At 64.5% G+C, this 16,523-nt stretch carries 18 protein-coding genes; 8 read left to right on the top strand and 10 right to left on the bottom strand.

Annotated features, from left to right (window positions below):
* The first annotated feature begins 102 nt into the window (after positions 1–102).
* Positions 103–1,044: a LysR family transcriptional regulator gene (locus QCE73_RS22315; protein WP_309884182.1), complete on the top strand. Its 942-nt coding sequence runs from the start codon at positions 103–105 to the stop codon at positions 1,042–1,044.
* A gap of 68 nt (positions 1,045–1,112) precedes the next feature.
* Here the strand turns inward: QCE73_RS22315 and QCE73_RS22310 are convergent, their stop codons facing one another.
* Positions 1,113–1,430: a DUF4148 domain-containing protein gene (locus tag QCE73_RS22310; protein WP_309883613.1), complete on the bottom strand. Its 318-nt coding sequence runs from the start codon at positions 1,428–1,430 to the stop codon at positions 1,113–1,115.
* Between the two features lie 259 nt (positions 1,431–1,689).
* Here QCE73_RS22310 and QCE73_RS22305 point away from each other — a divergent pair, with 259 nt between their 5' ends.
* Positions 1,690–2,919 carry an FAD-dependent oxidoreductase gene (locus QCE73_RS22305; RefSeq protein ID WP_309883612.1) on the top strand — a complete coding sequence of 410 codons (1,230 nt, stop codon included), beginning with the start codon at positions 1,690–1,692 and terminating at the stop codon, positions 2,917–2,919.
* Positions 2,920–2,930: 11 nt separating this feature from the next.
* Here the strand turns inward: QCE73_RS22305 and QCE73_RS22300 are convergent, their stop codons facing one another.
* Both QCE73_RS22300 and QCE73_RS22295 read right to left on the bottom strand, forming a co-directional pair.
* Positions 2,931–3,833, bottom strand: a complete 903-nt coding sequence (locus tag QCE73_RS22300; RefSeq protein ID WP_222946395.1) for a fructose bisphosphate aldolase — start codon at positions 3,831–3,833, stop codon at positions 2,931–2,933.
* A gap of 180 nt (positions 3,834–4,013) precedes the next feature.
* Positions 4,014–4,427, bottom strand: a complete 414-nt coding sequence (locus QCE73_RS22295; protein WP_309883611.1) for a hypothetical protein — start codon at positions 4,425–4,427, stop codon at positions 4,014–4,016.
* Positions 4,428–4,739: 312 nt separating this feature from the next.
* Between QCE73_RS22295 and QCE73_RS22290 the strand changes: the two genes are divergently transcribed.
* Positions 4,740–6,392, top strand: a complete 1,653-nt coding sequence (locus QCE73_RS22290; protein WP_309883610.1) for a D-alanyl-D-alanine carboxypeptidase — start codon at positions 4,740–4,742, stop codon at positions 6,390–6,392.
* Positions 6,393–6,404: 12 nt separating this feature from the next.
* Here the strand turns inward: QCE73_RS22290 and QCE73_RS22285 are convergent, their stop codons facing one another.
* The gene (locus QCE73_RS22285; protein WP_238210934.1) at positions 6,405–7,274 is read right to left on the bottom strand and encodes an alpha/beta fold hydrolase; all 870 of its coding nucleotides are present in this window, start codon (positions 7,272–7,274) and stop codon (positions 6,405–6,407) included.
* A gap of 105 nt (positions 7,275–7,379) precedes the next feature.
* On the opposite strand from QCE73_RS22285, the gene QCE73_RS22280 reads away from it, so the two are divergent.
* Entirely contained in the window at positions 7,380–8,231 is an 852-nt protein-coding gene (locus QCE73_RS22280) for a LysR substrate-binding domain-containing protein (RefSeq protein WP_035504475.1), read from the top strand.
* On the opposite strand, the gene QCE73_RS22275 is transcribed toward QCE73_RS22280, so the two are convergent.
* From QCE73_RS22275 to QCE73_RS22260, 4 genes are all read right to left on the bottom strand, one after another.
* Complete coding sequence (locus tag QCE73_RS22275) at positions 8,209–9,270, bottom strand: phytoene/squalene synthase family protein (protein ID WP_309883609.1); 1,062 nt, start codon at positions 9,268–9,270, stop codon at positions 8,209–8,211. The genes QCE73_RS22280 and QCE73_RS22275 overlap by 23 nt on opposite strands.
* A 66-nt stretch (positions 9,271–9,336) precedes the next feature.
* A complete protein-coding gene (locus QCE73_RS22270) occupies positions 9,337–9,939 on the bottom strand; it encodes a septal ring lytic transglycosylase RlpA family protein (RefSeq protein ID WP_404989809.1) in 603 nt (200 codons plus the stop codon).
* Between the two features lie 160 nt (positions 9,940–10,099).
* Positions 10,100–10,816: a DUF899 family protein gene (locus QCE73_RS22265; RefSeq protein ID WP_238294552.1), complete on the bottom strand. Its 717-nt coding sequence runs from the start codon at positions 10,814–10,816 to the stop codon at positions 10,100–10,102.
* Between the two features lie 26 nt (positions 10,817–10,842).
* A complete protein-coding gene (locus tag QCE73_RS22260; RefSeq protein ID WP_309883607.1) occupies positions 10,843–11,502 on the bottom strand; it encodes a glutathione S-transferase family protein in 660 nt (219 codons plus the stop codon).
* Between the two features lie 227 nt (positions 11,503–11,729).
* Here QCE73_RS22260 and QCE73_RS22255 point away from each other — a divergent pair, with 227 nt between their 5' ends.
* A complete protein-coding gene (locus QCE73_RS22255) occupies positions 11,730–12,242 on the top strand; it encodes a response regulator (RefSeq protein WP_309883606.1) in 513 nt (170 codons plus the stop codon).
* Between the two features lie 92 nt (positions 12,243–12,334).
* On the top strand, positions 12,335–13,042 hold the full coding sequence (locus QCE73_RS22250; RefSeq protein ID WP_035504470.1) for an MgtC/SapB family protein: 708 nt from the start codon (positions 12,335–12,337) through the stop codon (positions 13,040–13,042).
* A 3-nt stretch (positions 13,043–13,045) separates the two neighbouring features.
* Here the strand turns inward: QCE73_RS22250 and QCE73_RS22245 are convergent, their stop codons facing one another.
* Positions 13,046–13,750, bottom strand: a complete 705-nt coding sequence (locus tag QCE73_RS22245) for a glutathione S-transferase family protein (protein WP_309883605.1) — start codon at positions 13,748–13,750, stop codon at positions 13,046–13,048.
* Positions 13,751–13,882: 132 nt separating this feature from the next.
* On the opposite strand from QCE73_RS22245, the gene nudC reads away from it, so the two are divergent.
* A complete protein-coding gene (nudC, locus tag QCE73_RS22240) occupies positions 13,883–14,800 on the top strand; it encodes an NAD(+) diphosphatase (RefSeq protein ID WP_309883604.1) in 918 nt (305 codons plus the stop codon).
* Positions 14,801–14,897: 97 nt separating this feature from the next.
* Positions 14,898–15,482 carry a histidine phosphatase family protein gene (locus tag QCE73_RS22235; protein ID WP_309883603.1) on the top strand — a complete coding sequence of 195 codons (585 nt, stop codon included), beginning with the start codon at positions 14,898–14,900 and terminating at the stop codon, positions 15,480–15,482.
* Here QCE73_RS22235 and QCE73_RS22230 read toward each other — a convergent pair whose 3' ends face one another.
* On the bottom strand, positions 15,483–16,523 hold the full coding sequence (locus QCE73_RS22230) for a LacI family DNA-binding transcriptional regulator (protein WP_309883602.1): 1,041 nt from the start codon (positions 16,521–16,523) through the stop codon (positions 15,483–15,485).

Below are 16,523 nucleotides of genomic sequence, written 5' to 3'. Positions count from 1 at the left end.
TCTCACTGATTGTTTGGCGATGGACACAGTGTAGGAACGGTCGCGCTCCGTGCAAAGGCGTTATGATTGAACTCATTGTTTATATCGGCAAACAATCGGCTGATGGACGAGCAAAAGATCGAAGCTCTCTGGACCCATTTGCACTGGCTGACGGTGCTCGCGGAGCAAGGCAGCTACACGGCGGCGGCGGCGCGCCTGAACGTGTCGAAAGCGGCGATGAGCCAGCGCATCGCGGAACTGGAGCGCGCGGCGGGCGTGCCGCTCGTCACGCGCACGACGCGCAGCGTGCGTTTCACGGAGGCGGGCCGCAGACTCGTCGACGATACGCGCGGGCAGTACGAGCGCATCGCGTCGAGTTTCCTGAGCGTGAAGGAAATGGCGGGCGTGGCGCGCGGTTTGATCCGCGTGACCGCGCCGATGGCTTTTTCTCGGCAGCAACTCGTGCCGCGCATGTCGGGATTTCTGCATGCGCATCCTGACGTGCGGGTGCAACTGGAGGCGTCGGACAAGCTGAGTTCGATCGCGACGGAAGGCTTCGATCTCGCGGTGCGGCACAGCGCGCAGGTGCCGGACACGCATGTCGCGTGGAAGCTGTGCGATACCTATTCGGTGATCGTCGCGACGCGCGCGTATCTGAAACGGCGCGGCACGCCCGCGACGCCCAACGATCTCGCCACGCACGATTGCCTCGTCTATCCGCGTCCGCAGGCGTCGAGCATCTGGTCGTTTCAGCGAAAGGGCGGGCGCAAGAGTTCGACCGGGCCTTATACGCTCGCGGTGAACGGCCCGTTCGCGGCGAACAACAGCGAGGTTTTGCGCGATGCCGCGCTCGACGATCTCGGCATCGCGCTGCTGCCTGATTTCACCGCGCAGGCCGCCGTGCAGGCGGGCAAGCTTGTCGTGCTGTTGCCGGAGTGGCGACCGGTCGGCGCTTTCGCCGATCAGCTATTCGTGGTGCGGCCTTATGCGCCGCATGTGCCGCGTGCGGTCGCGCTTTTCATCGGATATTTGCGCGAGACTTTTGCGGGTGGGTTTCCGCTTTAGAGCGGACTTCCGTAAACGGCAAAACGCGCCCGCTTTCATGCGGGCGCGTTTCGTTAGACCCTTGCTGCTTAGTGATGCGCGAACGTCGGGAACACGTCGCCTTGAATCGGATTCACGCGCGCGCCCGATTGCGCCGAACCTTCCGTCGCGCCGCCGAAGGCGGTTTGTGCCGCGCCGTTTTGCGCTGCGACGCGTGCTTCGGCGGCCTGAATGTCTGCGGGGTACTTCGAGTCGCTGATCACGCCGGGGTTATAGCCGGCCTTTTCCAGTTGCACGATTTGCTCGCGAACTTCCGCGCGCGTCAAAGGTTGATTCGACTGCGCGAACGATGCGACCGGAGCGGCAAAAGCGAGAGCGACCGCGGCGATACCGATGAGCTTGTTCATGATGCTTTCCTCCGTACAGAAGTTTTTGAATTGCCGCTTACGTTGCTGTGTTTTGCTCGTTCGCGACCGTTGAAGAGAGTTTAGGTATCGCACGATCTAGGGTAAATACCTAAACGGCGAAATCACTTTTGGCGAAAAGTGGACTAATCCGGGCGAATACGATGGGAACCAATGCCTTGCGAATCGCCTATAACCAAGAACAGAGCGGCCGCTTTACTCGGCTCATAGCACGAACGATCGTTTATTCAGGGGAATGACCTTGAACCAGATCCTTGTGATCGGCGCTGGCTTCGCCGGTCTGTGGAGCGCGCTGTCGGCGGCGCGCAAGCTCGACGAACTCGATCGCACCGATGAAGCCGAAGTCGCCATCGTCAATCCGGTGCCCTTTCACAGCGTCCGTGTGCGCAATTACGAGCAGCCGCTCGATCCGACGCTCGTGCAGCTCGACACCGTGCTCGGTCCCGCGGGCGTGCGGCTGATCCAGGCGAAGGCGACCGATATCGACAGCGCGAACCGTCGCGTGACGATCGAGCGCGACGGCGCGGCCGAATCGCTCGCTTACGATCGGCTGATTCTCGCGGCGGGCAGCGTGCTCGTGCGCCCGCCGATTCCCGGCCTCGACCGCTTCTCGTTCGATGTCGATACCTACGCGGGCGCGTGCAAGCTGCAGGCGCATTTGCTGACGCTGCCCGCGCTGCCCGATACGCCGGGCCGCTATACGGCAGTCGTCGTCGGCGCGGGGTTGACGGGCATCGAGCTCGCGGCGGAACTGCCCGCGCGGCTGCGCGAGATCGTCGCGGAAGGCGATCGCGGCAAGGTGCGCGTCGTGCTTGCGGATCGCTCGGCGAAGATCGGGCAGTCGATGGGCGGCGCGCAGCATGTCATCGAAGGCGCGCTGAAGACGCTCGAAGTCGAGACGCGTGCCGGCGTATCGCTGGAATCGCTCGACGGCCAGGGCGTGACGCTCCACGACGGCGCCACGAGCGAGCGCATCGAAGCGGCGACGGTCGTCTGGTGCGGCGGCATGCATGCGAACGCGCTCGCGGCGCAACTGCCGGTCACGCTCGATCCGCTCGGCCGCGTGCCGGTCGATGCGTTCCTGCGCGCGGAAGGCGTGCCGGGCGTGTTCGCGGCGGGCGATTGCGCGCGCATTCTGATCGACGGCACGCGGCCATCGGTGATGTCGTGCCAGCATGGCCGGCCGATGGGACGTTACGCGGGCAACAACGCCGTCTGCGATCTCTTCGGACTGGAGATGCTGCCGCTATCGATCGACTGGTACACGACCATCTGCGATCTCGGGCCGTGGGGCGCGGTGTATACGGAAGGATGGGACAGGAAGCTCGTCGCCGAAGGCGAGACGGCGAAGGCGACGAAGCGCACGATCAACGGCGAGCGCATCTATCCGCCGAAAAGCGGCACGCGCGAGGATCTCTTTCGGGCGGCGGCGCCTGTCGTGCAAACGCCGCCGCCAACCGAACGCGGATAAGCGCCGAAGAATCAGGCCTTCTTCACCGACGCGTTGTAGATTTCGTCGATCGACTGTTCGAGCGTCTTGTCGAACTCGCTGTCGCTCATCGACTTCTTCAGCTCGTTGATGAGCGCGCGCGAGAAGCTCGCGATCATGCCGTGGTTCTGCTCCAGCTTCTTGCATGCGTCGCTGCGCGTATAGCCGCCCGACAGCGCGACGACACGCACGACACGCGGATGCTCGATCAGCGGACGGTAGAAATCCGCCTCGTCGGGGATGGTCAGCTTGATCATCACCTTGCTCGATTCCGGCAGCGCGTCGAGGCCCTTGAGCAGTTCATCGCGCAGAATCTTTTCCGCGCCCTTCTTGTCCGGGCTCTTGATCGAGACTTCAGGTTCGAGAATCGGCACGAGGCCATGCTTGATGATCTGCGCGCCCACTTCGAACTGCTGCTTCGCCACCGCCGCGATGCCCTTTTCATCGGCCTGATGAATCACCGAGCGCATCTTCGTGCCGAACACGCCGAGCTTCACGGCGCGCGCGAGCAGATCGTCGAGGCCGGAGATCGGCTTCATCACCTGCACGCCATCGGCTTCCGTTTCGAGGCCCTTGTCGACCTTCAGGAACGGCACGATGCCACGGTCTTCCCACAGGAACGTGGGGACCGGCTTGCCTTCCGCTTCGCCGTCCATAGTGCGCTCGAATAGAATTGCACCGATCACCTTGTCTCCCGTGAACGAAGGCGCGGTCATGATGCGCACGCGCATTTCATGCATCAGCTTGAACATTTCGGCGTCGCCGTTGTAGGCGTCATCCGGAATTCCGTATTGCCTTAGCGCGCCGGGCGTCGAACCACCGCTCTGATCCAGAGCGGCAATGAAACCATCCTTCTCAGCCATTTGCGCGAGCATCTTTTCGTTAGCCACGAACATTTCCTCCTCGAAGTTCAAACTCCGGACCTGCGCGCATGCATAGTCCGGGCTTATGGTTCAGCTTCCTCAAGTGTAATGGTTTTGGCGGGCGCTCAAGTCGTGCAAATCCGCCATTCGTGCGCAAAGGGGGCGCGAATGGGTTCGGGCCGTGCGTTGACGCACGGCCTGCGATAGAAAAGCTCAGGAAGCGGCGGAATTGAGATCCCCCGCGTTGCCGGATCGCCAGATGAAGTTCAGGGCGCGGCGAAGAACCGATGGCGCGCGTGCGAAGTCTTCGGACTGCGGCATTTGCGCATGATCGTTCGATGGTTCCGCTATCGCTTCGCCGACCGGCAAAGGTTCGGCTTCGATCACTTCAGGCTCGGGAAGCGGCGCGACCTTTTGGAGCTTCTCGCGCGCATCGCCGCAACGCTGATTGAGCACGCGGCGCATCTCGGGGTCGTCGATGAGCGCTTGCGCGGTCGCCATGCCGCGCTCGAACTGCAGCGCATAAGCGATGTCGGTGAAGTCCTCATGGCGGCCGCTATCGGCCAGTTCGAACGCCAGTTCAAGCGTGCGCCGGCGTTTCCATGCATCGAGATCGTCTTGGCCCATGCTCACGGATGTCCTCTTCTTCGCGATGAGGTGCCGAAGATGTTAGCCCGCGCCAAACGTTTTTCCGTTGTCGCGTCACAACAAGCAGATCAAAAGCGCGCATGAAATCGTACAAAAAGCGCTTGCCTAAAGCACTGAATTCGCGATAGTCCTCGCTTGACAAGGCCCGCGCAAGGTATTTAATTCACTCAGCCGCCGCCTCGAAGAATGGTGGACGGCCGCCGACATCTCCTGTCTGCGCTGTGAAGCAGTCCCGACGTATTGGATGTTCGCTCCAGGTGGAGCGCGATGTGCCTTTATCGGAGCCGCGTCATGTACCCGCTTTCAGGAAGTCCGGCACGCGTTGCCGCTCTCGCGCTCTCGTGCGCGCTCGTCGCATCCGTCGCCGCGTGCGGCGGATCGGATTCGAACAATACGTCCGTCCCCGACGCCATCACCCAGATCATGAAAAAGCCCATGTATCAGGGCTCGACATGGGCGCTGCGCGTCGTCGACCTGAACTCGGGCGATCTCATCTACGACATGAATTCGAACGCACAGGTGTATGTCGCATCGGTGCGCAAGGTGTTTTCGCTCGGCGCGGCGCTCGATCAATACGGCGCGGATCATCAGTTCCAGACGCCGGTTTATCGACTCGGCACCGTGGATGCGACCGGCACGCTCAACGGCAATCTCGTGCTCGTCGCGAGCGGCGATCTCGCGATGGGCGGCCGCACGAATCCCGACGGCACGCTCGCCTGGACGAACTTCGACCACAACGAGGCAAACAGTCTGGGCAACGCGCAGATCACCGCGCCCGATCCGCTCGCGGGCTACAACTCGCTCGCGGCGCAGGTGGCGGCGTCGGGCATCAAGAAGATCAACGGCGAAGTGGTGATCGACGACCGTCTCTTCGATCCCTTCGATTTCCGCGACGAATTCGACCTGCGGCCGATCTTCGTGAACGACGACGTGATCGACACGATCATCGGTCAGGGCAGCGCGGGTTCGGCGTCGCCGGTGGATTACCGGCCGAAGTCATCGGCGTTCACGGTTCAGTCCACGCTGACGACGGGCGCGGCGGGCACGCCCGCGACGATCACGGTCACGCCGACCGACCCGACCTGCTTCGGCACGCTGCCCTGCGGCGGCGTGCTGAGCGGCTCGATTCCGGCGGATTACGTGCCGCCGATCGTGCCCAGCTTCCCGGTGATCCGCACGTTCCGCATCACGCAGCCGTCGAACTATGCGCGCACGGTGCTCATTGAGGCGCTCGCGCGCGCGGGCGTCACGGCGACGGCGACGGCCGTCGAGAGCAACCCGGTGCAACTGCTGCCCGCGAAGAACTCGTATTCCGCCGATACGCGCGTCGCGCAACTCACGTCGCAGCCGTACGGCGAATATTCGAAGTGGATTTTGAAGGTGAGCTACAACATCGGCGCGGACACGAGCCTGATGCTCTTCGGCGTCGCGAACAACGGCTCGACCACGCTGAATGCGGCGCTGGCCGCGGAGAGCGCGAAGCTGTCGGCCGCGCCGTTCAGTGTGCCGATGACCCAGACGCATTTCATCGACGGCAGCGGCGGCGGCGAGACGACAGCGACGCCGCTCGCGGTCATCGCCATGCTGCGCGCGATGAACGGCCGTCCGGCCTTCCCGGCGTATGTGGATTCGATGCCGTTCCTCGGCGTCGATGGCTCGCTCGCGAGCACGACCGACTTCGAAAACGATCCGACGCTCGCGGGCGCGAAAGGCAAGGTCTACGCGAAAACGGGCACTTACGCGACCGGCACCGAACTGCCGAACGGTCAGGTGCAGACGACGCTCAAGGGACAGGCGCTCGCGGGCTATATCGACGCGAAGAGCGGACGGCGCCTCGCGTTTGCGTTGATGGTGAACAACGTGCCGATCGCCAGCGTGCCCGACATCCTCAACGTGTTCAACGACCAGGGCACGATCGCGGCGAATATCTGGAAGCTGCAATAAGCCGCGTTCGCTTCACCACGCGCCGGCGAACGCCAGCACCGCGCGATTGAACGCGCCGGGGCTGGCGGCGTTCATCCCGTGCGATGCGCCCGCGATCGTCTGACGCTCGGCGAACTCGATCCACTCTTCCAGCTTCTCGACGTTGTTGCGGAACATGCGCGGGCTCTTCTGTCCGTCGATGAGCAGCGTGCGGCACTTGATGTCGCGCGCCGCCTCGCGCGTGTAGGCGGGCAAGGGATCGCGGAATTGCCTGGGCAGCGTGAGCGCGTTGTCGAGCGCCATGCGCCGGAAGCTCTCCGTGCTCTTCTTCCAGAAGCCGGGCATGCTGACCGAATCCACGAACAGTTCCAGCCCGCGATCGAACTCGCCCTGTTCGATCAGTTCGGCCACGCGTGCGCGCAATGCGTTGGTCGCGGGCGGCAGCGTGGCGGGCACGGGCTGCGGCGTCGTTTGCAGCGGGCCGCCCGGATCGGCGAGCGTGAGCGTCTTCACGAGCCGCGGATACTCGCGCGCCAGATGAAACGCGATACAGCCGCCGCGCGAATGCCCGACGAGATGCACCGGCGCGAGATCGAGCGAGACGATGAACTCGGCCATTTCCGCGACATGCGTTTCCCAGCCGAATTCGCCTTGCACGAAGGCATCGACGGCGGGCCAGTAATGCGACAGGCTCGGCGCGATGCAACGAAACTGCTTCGCAAGCGGCAGAATCTGCGCGTTCCAGTAGCGGTAGTCGCACAGCGACCCATGCACGAACACGAGCGGCTCGCCCTCGCCGCACTCGATATACGGCACCGAAACCCCCGACGCCGTCGTGGCGAACGACGGTTCGGGCAGGCCTTGCACGGCGGTGAGGACGGAAAGATCGGTTCGCGCGTTCATGAATAAGCTCCTTGGATGCGACTATGCGCCGCGCCGAAGCAAAAGAAAAACGCATAATTTTGATAGAATCGTTCAGATTTTCTGATACCAAACGGTCGTTCACCCATGAAAGCGCTGGATCTGGATGTCCTCTCGATGATCGTCGCCGTCGCGGACACGGGCAACATCAGCCGCGCGGCGGAGCTCGTGCATCGCTCGCAATCGGCGGTGAGCATGCAGATCAAGACGCTGGAGACCGCGCTCGGCAAGCCGCTTTTCGTGCGCAAGCCGCGCAGCGTGGTGCCGACGCAGGACGGCGAGGTGCTGCTCACCTACGCGCGCCGCATGATCGCGCTGCGCGACGAGGCGTGGGCGGCGGTCGTGCGGCCGGATGTGACCGGGCGCGTGGTGATCGGCGTGCCGGACGATTACGCGTCGTCGCTGTTTCCGCCGATCCTCAAGAAATTTTCGGCGACGTATCCGAAGGTCGAGATTCAGGTGGTCGGCCTGCCGAGCCTCGCGCTCGCGCCGATGGTGAAGGACGGCTCGGTCGATCTCGTCTGCGCGACGCGCGTGAAGGGCTTATCCGGCGAATTTCTGCGCCATGAGCCGATGGTCTGGGCCGCCGCGCCCGGCGAAACCGAAATCTGGAAGGAGCGGCCCTTGCCGATCGCGGTGTTCTTGCCGGGCAGCGTCGCTCGCGAGAACGCGATCCGGAGCCTCGAACGCGCGCGTATCGGCTATCGCACGTCGTATGAAAGCCCGAGTCTGCTCGGTCTCTTGACGATGGCCGAAGCGGGCCTCGCCGTGACGCCGCTCGCGAAATGCGCGGTGCCGTCTCACTTCACGCTGCTCGGGCCGGCGCAGGGTCTGCCGGATATCGGCACGCTCGAAGTGGTGCTCGCGCGCAGCGCGGCGTCGAAACGCCCGCCTTGCGACTTTCTCGCCGAACGCATCATGGCCGAACTGCGGCGCTGATTTCCGCTTCTATCGCGCGGATGCGGCGCGAGGTCCACGCGCGCAGCATGCCGTTCGATGCGACCATCGGCAACGATGCGGCCATGATCCGATACACGTCGTTGCGCCGGACCTTCGAGATTTTGTCGGGATCGAGCCATGCATCGTTACGCGCGAGCAGCACGAGCGTGTCGAGGCCGATCATGATCGGCCAGAGGCAGGCGAGCCGCAGACGGATGGCGCCCGAGGGAATCGCGAGCGTGTAATCGACCGCATCGCGAAACAGCGCGAGCGACGTGCGCAGCAATTCGAAGAGCACGGGCCGCGCGCGCGCCGACGATTCCGGCCGCAACAAATCCTGCGGCGTGAGGCCGTGACGCGCGAGCATCGATTCGGGCAGATAGCAGCGGCCGATGCGCAGATCGCGCGCGCAATCGCGCAGCACGTTGGTCATCTGCAGCGCCTTGCCGAAGCGCACGCCGAGCGCGAGCATCGTATCGGGCGCGGCCTTGAGCGTGCCGGGCATATGCGCGTACGTCATCTTCGTCCAGAACTCGCCGACGCAGCCCGCGACGAGATACGTGTAGCGGTCCAGCTCTTCGAATTCCTTCAGTGCGACGATCTCGCCCGACGTCTCGTCGGGGAACGTGCGCAGATCGAACTCCATGCCGGTGCTGAGCGTCGTGACGATATCGCGAACCGCTGCCTGATCCTGCACGCCCAGTTGCGGCAGGATCGCGAGCGCGTCGCGCAGGCTTTCGAGCAACGCGCGCTCGTCCGGCTGCGCCTGCTGCCCGGCGACTTCGCCCGCGATGCGCGCGAGCGCGCCGTCATCGGATGCGCCGTTGATTTGCGCGCGCAGCGAGAGCAGCAGTTCCAGACGACGTTGCGGCGAGATCAGCGATGTATCCGCGATCGTATCGGCGGCGCGCGCCAGCAGATACGCGAGCCCGATGGGATCGCGCATGGCCGTCGGCAGAATGCGCAGCGTGAGGTAGAACGAACGCGACACGCGCTTGAGAAGCGGGCCCAGCAAAAAGGCCCGGGGCGAATTGTTCATGACTTGGCGGATGGCTTCGGCTTGAGGCGCGATGATCGCGCGCCGCAGCATTGTATCCGTCCGGCGTCAATGACGATGCGTGTGCTTCTTGTGTCGCGGATGAGGCGCGATGCGCAGCATCATGCGTTCGGGCGCGCGTGACGTCGACGCGAGCGCGATGGGTCGATCGACCGGTTCGAGGATCACCTGCGCGGTTCCCGATCGTTGCAGACCGAGTTCGACCGCCGCCGCGAACGACACATCGATCATGCGGCCTCTCGTGAAAGGACCGCGATCGTTGATGCGCACGACGACCGACCGCGTCTTCGCGAGATTGCTGACGCGCACATACGAACCGAGCGGCAACGTGCGATGCGCCGCCGTGAACGCGTGCATGTCGTAGCGTTCGCCGCTGGCCGTTTTGCGCCCATGAAACTTCTTGCCGTAATACGACGCCCAGCCGATATTCGGAACGGTCTTCGTCGTGGCGTCGCGGTAGTCGAGCGGCTGGCCGTCGAGGGAATGGTTTTCATGAGCGCGCATCGAATCGGCGATGCGCGCGCCTTCGGTCAGCACCGACGGCGTGCCCGCTTCCTTCGGCGCCTCGTGCGGATGAACGGCGCATCCGCCGAGCGTCGCGCACGCGCCGGAAGCCGCGATGGCGGCCACGCCGGCCGCCTGCCACTGCATGATGGGTCTGTTGTCCTGCATGAGCGAGTCTCTCCATGAAATGCCGACGCATTCCATCGACTCGCTCACAACGTCTGCCTCGGTTCGAAGTTGACCTGTGCGGCGAAGATATGACTCATCTTTACAGACGACACTTCCGCTGTCGTCGCGCCGAATTCGCCTAGCCTCTCGGCCCGTAATCCAGCTTCGGATACCAGTCCGTCCCCCGCCCTTCGGGCGTCATGTCGAGCACGGTCCAGAGCGGCATCAGATCGGGCGCGCCGCGCGGGTCCTCGCCGGGATCGGCGGTACCGAAATCCATCTCGCCGCTCCAGAAATGCCGGATCACGCCGTCGCGTCGCGTGAAAACGTTGAGCGCGGGATCGTCGCCGCCTTCCTTCGATATCGCGTGATAGTCGCGGCTGAACGCGCCGTTCGTATCGGAAAAAAGCCGGAGATCGCGCCAGCCGCGCTCCGTCTTGAACGCCAAGAGCTTCGCGAGCGGCGAGCGCGCGATCACCGCGAGCGCCACGCGCTGCTCGATGTCGCGCGCCTCGCCTTCCCACGCCGACAAGAGCGACGTGCACATCGGGCACGGCCGTTCGCGCTGCGGCCCGAACATGTAGCTATAGGTGACGAGCGTGTCCTTGTCGCCGAAAAGACCCGCGAAATCGACCGCGCCGCGCTCGCCTTCGAATCGATAATCGCCCTTCACTTCGCCGCCGGGCGGTAGCGCGCGACGCATCTGCGCGACGCGCTCGATGTGCCGACGCAGTTCGATTTCCTCCGCGAGCAACGCGGTGCGCGCCTGCCGATATTCGGCGCTTTCGTTCGGAAACCTCATCGTCGCGCGCTTCGCGAGTTCATCGGCGGGAACGTAGTTCGTGGTCGTGCTCATATCCGATCTCCTTTGGCTCAGGTAGCTCAATCGCGATCCGGCGCGCCGAGCGGAAACAGCGCCCGATGCGGCCGCGCCTCATCGACCGCGCGCGCGAACGACGGCCGCGCGAGCAGGCGCTTGCGATACGCGATCACGTTCGGATACGCGTCCCCGATTCGATGACACCAGTCCGCATAGAACAGGAACGGCGCGGCGCCGCAATCGGCGAGGCTGAACGCGTCGCCCGCCGCCCATTCGCGCGCGGCCATCTTGCGATCGAGAAAGGCGTAGGACGTGTCGAGCATCGCGCGGGCATCGGCGACGCCGCGCACATCGCGTTCGTTCGGATCGCGCATCGCGTCGAACACGATCTTCTGCTGCGGCGTCGACAGATAGTTGTCGAAGAATCGATCCATCCAGCGCGTTTCGAGCGCGGCGCGCGGATCGTCAGGAATGAGGCGCACCGGGCCAGGATGAAACAGTCCCAGATATTCGATGATCACCGTCGATTCGATCACCGGCCGGCCGTCATCGACGAGCACGGGAAAGCGCTTCATCGGCCAGATTTCGGTGAGTTCGGCCATCGATTGCGGCGTCTCCGGCCTGAGCGCGCGCCATTCGAAAGGCGTGCCGTTCTCATACAGCGCCACGAGAACTTTCTGGCAATAAGAGGAAAACGGGTGTGCGTAGAGTTGCAAGCTCATCTGACAGCCTCCAGGTCGTCGAGCAGTTCGGAACGCGGCGCGATGCGCAGACGACGATTGCAGCGCCGGATACCTGAACGACGAGCGAAGACGCGGCCAATCGACAACGAATCGATATATTTTGTTGTGCGGCGCAGCGTGACGGTTGACGATTTGCTAACGTGCGCGGCCCCTGGCAACCGATGCGCCGCCGCCGGATACATTGTCCGTCGCGCCGGCCGAAGAGAATGAAGCGCACAGATAAAATTAGTATCGTCGTTGCAGACGATCGCCCCGTCGTTCTATACGGGCTGCAAAGCTGGTTCGAGGCACACGAGCGGTTTCGGGTGACGGCATGCGTCAAGAACGCCGGTCAACTGCTCGCGAGGCTGAAGGCCGCGCGCCACGACGTGATCGTGCTGGGCCGCGGCCTGGAAGGCTCCCATGCGGACGATTTCGCGCTTCTGCGCGAATTGCGCCGGTCGTTTCCGGAGACGCCCGTCGTCGTCTTCACCGAAGAAACCGACGCGCACACGCTCGTCGACATGCAGCATGCGGGCGCGTCGGGCCTTGTGAGTCCGCGCGAGGAAGCGCGCGCGTTCGAACGCGTGTGCGAGCGCGTGCTTTCCGGCGCGGAGAAGATCGTCTCGCCGCGTATCGCAAGCTGCTGCAATGCCGCCGGTTCCACGGTTTCGTTCGATGCGGCGCCCGATTACGATCCCGTGCGCATGAGCGTGCGGCAGTTCATTGTCGTTCCCTGACGGGCGAAAATCCGATCCCGCTTTCACACCAGCGACATCCGCCGGTGAGATGCTTTTCGGTTTATGTCCAGAAAAGGCATCGCCTTTAGCCGATGAGCGTCGATTTCGCCTTGCGTCTCTTCGCCGCGTTCGCGTGCGGCGTCGCCATTGGTCTCGAACGGCAGTTGCGCCAGCGTACGGCGGGATTGCGCACGATCACGCTCGTCGCGAGCGGCGCGTGCCTCTTCGTCACGCTCGGCATGCTGACGGGCAACGGCGTCGCGGGCGTCACGCAGATCGCCGCGTATGTCGTGTCCGGCGTCGGCTTCTTGGGCGGCGGCGTGATCATGCGCGACAAGGGCTCGATTCAGGGCATCAACACGGCGGCGACGCTGTGGTGCTCGGCGGCCGTCGGCGTGCTGTGCGGCACCGGGCATTACGGCCCGGCGATCGCGGGCACGGGCGTCGTGCTCGCGACCAACACGCTGCTGCGCGAAGTGAGCCGCGCGATCAACGCGACGCCCGTATCGAGCGCGGACATCGTGCGTGAATACGTGCTGACCGTGATCGGACGGCAGGAAGACGAGATTCACATCCGCACGCTGCTTTCGAACGCGATGGACGCGCAGCCGCTTTCGTTTCAGAGCCTCACGAGCGAGGACGTCGACAGCGAGCCGCCGCGCATCAAGGTCACGGCGACCGTGCGCATGCATCCGAAAGATCAGGCGAAGCTCGAACGCATGGCGAGCCGCATGAGCATGGAGCGCGGCGTGTCGAGCATCAGTTGGGCGGGCAAGGAGGTGGAGACGGCGCCGGAGTGAGGCTCACGGCGCCGCGCTTTGCCCCATGCGCTCGCGCAATGCGCCGCAATGCGCGACGAGATTGCGCTGCGTGGCCACGAATCGTTTGAGCGGCGTATCGATCTCATAAAACCAGATACTCGCGACGAACCCGTACAACGCGCAATCGATGCTCGCGGGCGCATCGCCGAACATGAACGGCTTGTCGCCGAGCAGATTCGCCAGCGCCTGAAGACTCGCGATGCCGCGCGCATACGCGGCGTCCGGCTCGTATCGCCCGATGCCCTGATACCGATAGCGCTCGAAGTTGTATTTGCGCGCGCCTTCCAGCGCTTCCCCGCCGATATCCGGATGCTGCCGCATGAGCGCATCGCGGAACTGCGGCCAGTAGCGGTCGTCGCGCCAGCGCGAATACGACATCACCCAGTAGAGATCGTCGAGCGTGCGGCGAATCAGCAGATCGAGATCGCGTTGCGCGCCGGCGAGCGCGTCGTCGAGGGTCAGCGCGTGTTTGCGTTTCAGATGCGCGATGATCGCATCGCTGTCGCCGATGGTTTCATCGTCATCGACGAGATACGGAAGCTGGCCGCGCGGCGCGGCGCTCGTGTCGAGCACATGACGATGCTCGAACGGCAGCCCCGCGAGCTTCAGAAACGCGAACACTTTCAACCCGAACGGATTGTTGTCTTCGAGGCCGAACAACTGAGGATACGAATAGAGCGTGATCATCGACGTCTCCGGGCGTCGCCCTGCAAGGACGCGCCAACTTCGCTACGATTCCCGATTGGCCTTGCACCTTCCCGTCACGCGGCCCGCGTTCCGGCATTCGCCCGGCGCGCGCCGCCACACACGAAAAATACTATGCCCACGCCGCCTCATGCCATCGGTTTTACGCTCGATCCGCTCGATCGCGTGTCGGAAAAGCGCGACGACGATGCGTTCGTCGCCAGCCTGCGCGACGATCCGTCCACGCGCTTTCTGCTGTTCGTGAACAACGTGCCGCTCTTCAAGCGCGCCGACGGGCACGATCCGCTCTTCAGCACACACCAAGCGGCGGCGCACGGCGCGCCCTTGCAAACGGTGTTTCTCGGCCGCGACGCCGAAGAGCGCGCGCTCTTCGCAGCCTCTTTCGACGACAACCCGGAAAGCCTTAGCGAAGTCGAAGCGATCGAGCTTCGCCCCATCGCGATGCAAGGGCTCGTCGCGCCGCCGCTCGTCAGCGCGCTCGGCGAAGCACGCTCGATGCTCGACTGGCATCGCCGTCACCGCTTCTGCGCGAACTGCGGCCAGCCGACCGATTCCGCCGGCGCGGGCTGGCGGCGCATCTGTCCGAATTGCAAGGCGCAGCATTTTCCGCGCGTCGATCCGGTCGTGATCATGCTCGTCACCGATGGCGAGCGGTGTCTGCTCGGCCGCCAGCCGCAATTCGTGCCGGGCATGTATTCGGCGCTGGCGGGCTTCATCGAGCCGGGCGAAACCTTCGAGCACGCGGTGTATCGCGAGGTGCTGGAGGAAGCGGGCATCCGCTGCACGGACGTGCGCTATTACGCGTCGCAGCCGTGGCCGTTTCCGTCGTCGCTGATGATCGGCTGTTTCGCGCGTGCGGCCACGACCGAGCTCACCGTCGACAAGAACGAACTCGAAGACGCGCGCTGGTTCACGCGCCGCGAAGTCGCCGCGATGCTCGACGGCACGCACGAACAGGAACTGTCGGCGCCGAAGCCGTTCGCGATCGCGCATCATCTGCTGAAGGCGTTCGCGACCGGCGAGCTGGACTGACCGGCAGCGTCCTGGCGCGACTTCGGCGATCGGCGCAGAATTCGAGGCTCTGACGCGCGGGCGCGCAACCGCATTCCTCAGACACCGGGTGAACGACATGAACATGAAAGGCGGCGTCCATATCTGGCTGATCCGGCACGGCGAAACCGAATGGAGCAAGTCGGGCCAGCACACCGGCACGACCGACATCCCGCTCACCGACGAAGGGCGCAAGCAGGCGACCGCGCTCGCGCCGGTGCTCGCATCGCAATCTTTCGATCTCGTGCTGACGAGCCCGATGAACCGCGCGATCGAAACCTGCCGCCTCGCGGGTCTCTCCGAACACGCGCAGGTCGAGCCGGAACTGCACGAGTGGAATTACGGCATCTACGAAGGCCGCAAAACGCAGGATATCCGCGAGGACGTGCCGGACTGGTCGGTATGGACATCGCCGATTCCCGAAGGCGAGAGTCTCGCCGATGTCGGCAGACGCGCGCAGGCGCTCATCGACAAGCTGCTCGCCACGAACGCGACGCACATCGCGCTCTTTTCGCACGCGCATTTCTCGCGCGTGTTCGGCGCGCAATGGGCGACGGGCTCGCCTGCGCTCGGCGCGCATCTCGCGATGGACACCGCCGCGATGAGCGTGCTCGGCTTCGAGCGCGACGTGCGCGCGATCATCAAGTGGAATCTTCTGCCGTAATCAAAGCGTCTCGCGCTCGACCATTTCGAAGCCCACATCGACGAGCGTTTTGTCCGTCGCGCCGCCAAGCCTGTCGATGAGACAGCGCGCCGCCGTCGCGCCGATGCGCTTGCCGTCCACGCGCACGGTCGTGAGCGCGGGGATCGCGTCGGCGGTGAATTCGAGATCGCCGAAGCCGCACACGGCGATGCGCCCGGGAATGTCGATCGCGAGCCGGCGCGCCTCGGACACGACGCCGAGCGCGAGCAGATCGGAACTGCAGAAGATCGCATCGACGCCCGCGCGCATCTCGAGCACGCGCCGCAAGCCTTCCTTGCCGAGCGCGATCGAGCTGGGCGGCGGCATCAGCATTTCGGCGACATCGTTCACGCCGTGTTTCGCGAGCGTCTCCACGAAGCCGCGCCGCCGCGCGAGCGCACGCTGATCGTTCGCGGACACGAGCGCCGGGCGACGCGTGCCGCGCGCGAGAAAGCGCTCGGCCACCATCACGCCGATACGGTAATGCGAAAAGCCGACGAGCATGTCGATAGGATCGTCGCTCATGTCCCACGTCTCGACGATCGGAATGCCGATCTTGCGCAGGCGTTCGCGCAGCGTCGGCGTGTGCGCGACGCCCGTGAGGAACACGCCTTCGGGGCGGCGGCTCAGCACGGCGTCGAGCAACGGGGCTTCGTCTTCGTCGCTGTAGCCGGACAGGCCGAGCAGCACCTGATAGCCGGCGCGCGACATCGTATCGCTGAAAACCTGCACGGTTTCGGAGAAGAGCGAATGCGCGACGGTCGGCACGATCGCCGCGATCAGCCGCGATTTCGCCGATGACAACCCGCCCGCCAGCCGGTTCGGCACGTAGCCCAGTTCCGCGACGGCGTGGCGCACGCGGGCGAGCGTTTCGGGCGCCACGGTGTCGGGCGCGTTGAACACGCGCGACACGGTGATGGGCGATACGCCCGCGATGGCCGCCACGTCGGTGATTCGCACGCCTTTGGCGCCCGAGCGTGCGCGGCGCGTGGGCGCCGCATCGACGGATTTCGAGGCCGCCAT

Source organism: Caballeronia sp. LZ029, from assembly GCF_031451275.1.
GTDB classification, from domain to species: Bacteria; Pseudomonadota; Gammaproteobacteria; order Burkholderiales; family Burkholderiaceae; genus Caballeronia; species Caballeronia jiangsuensis.
The sequence above is the reverse complement of the archived record's forward strand: the minus strand, read 5'-3'. Positions and strand labels throughout refer to the sequence as shown.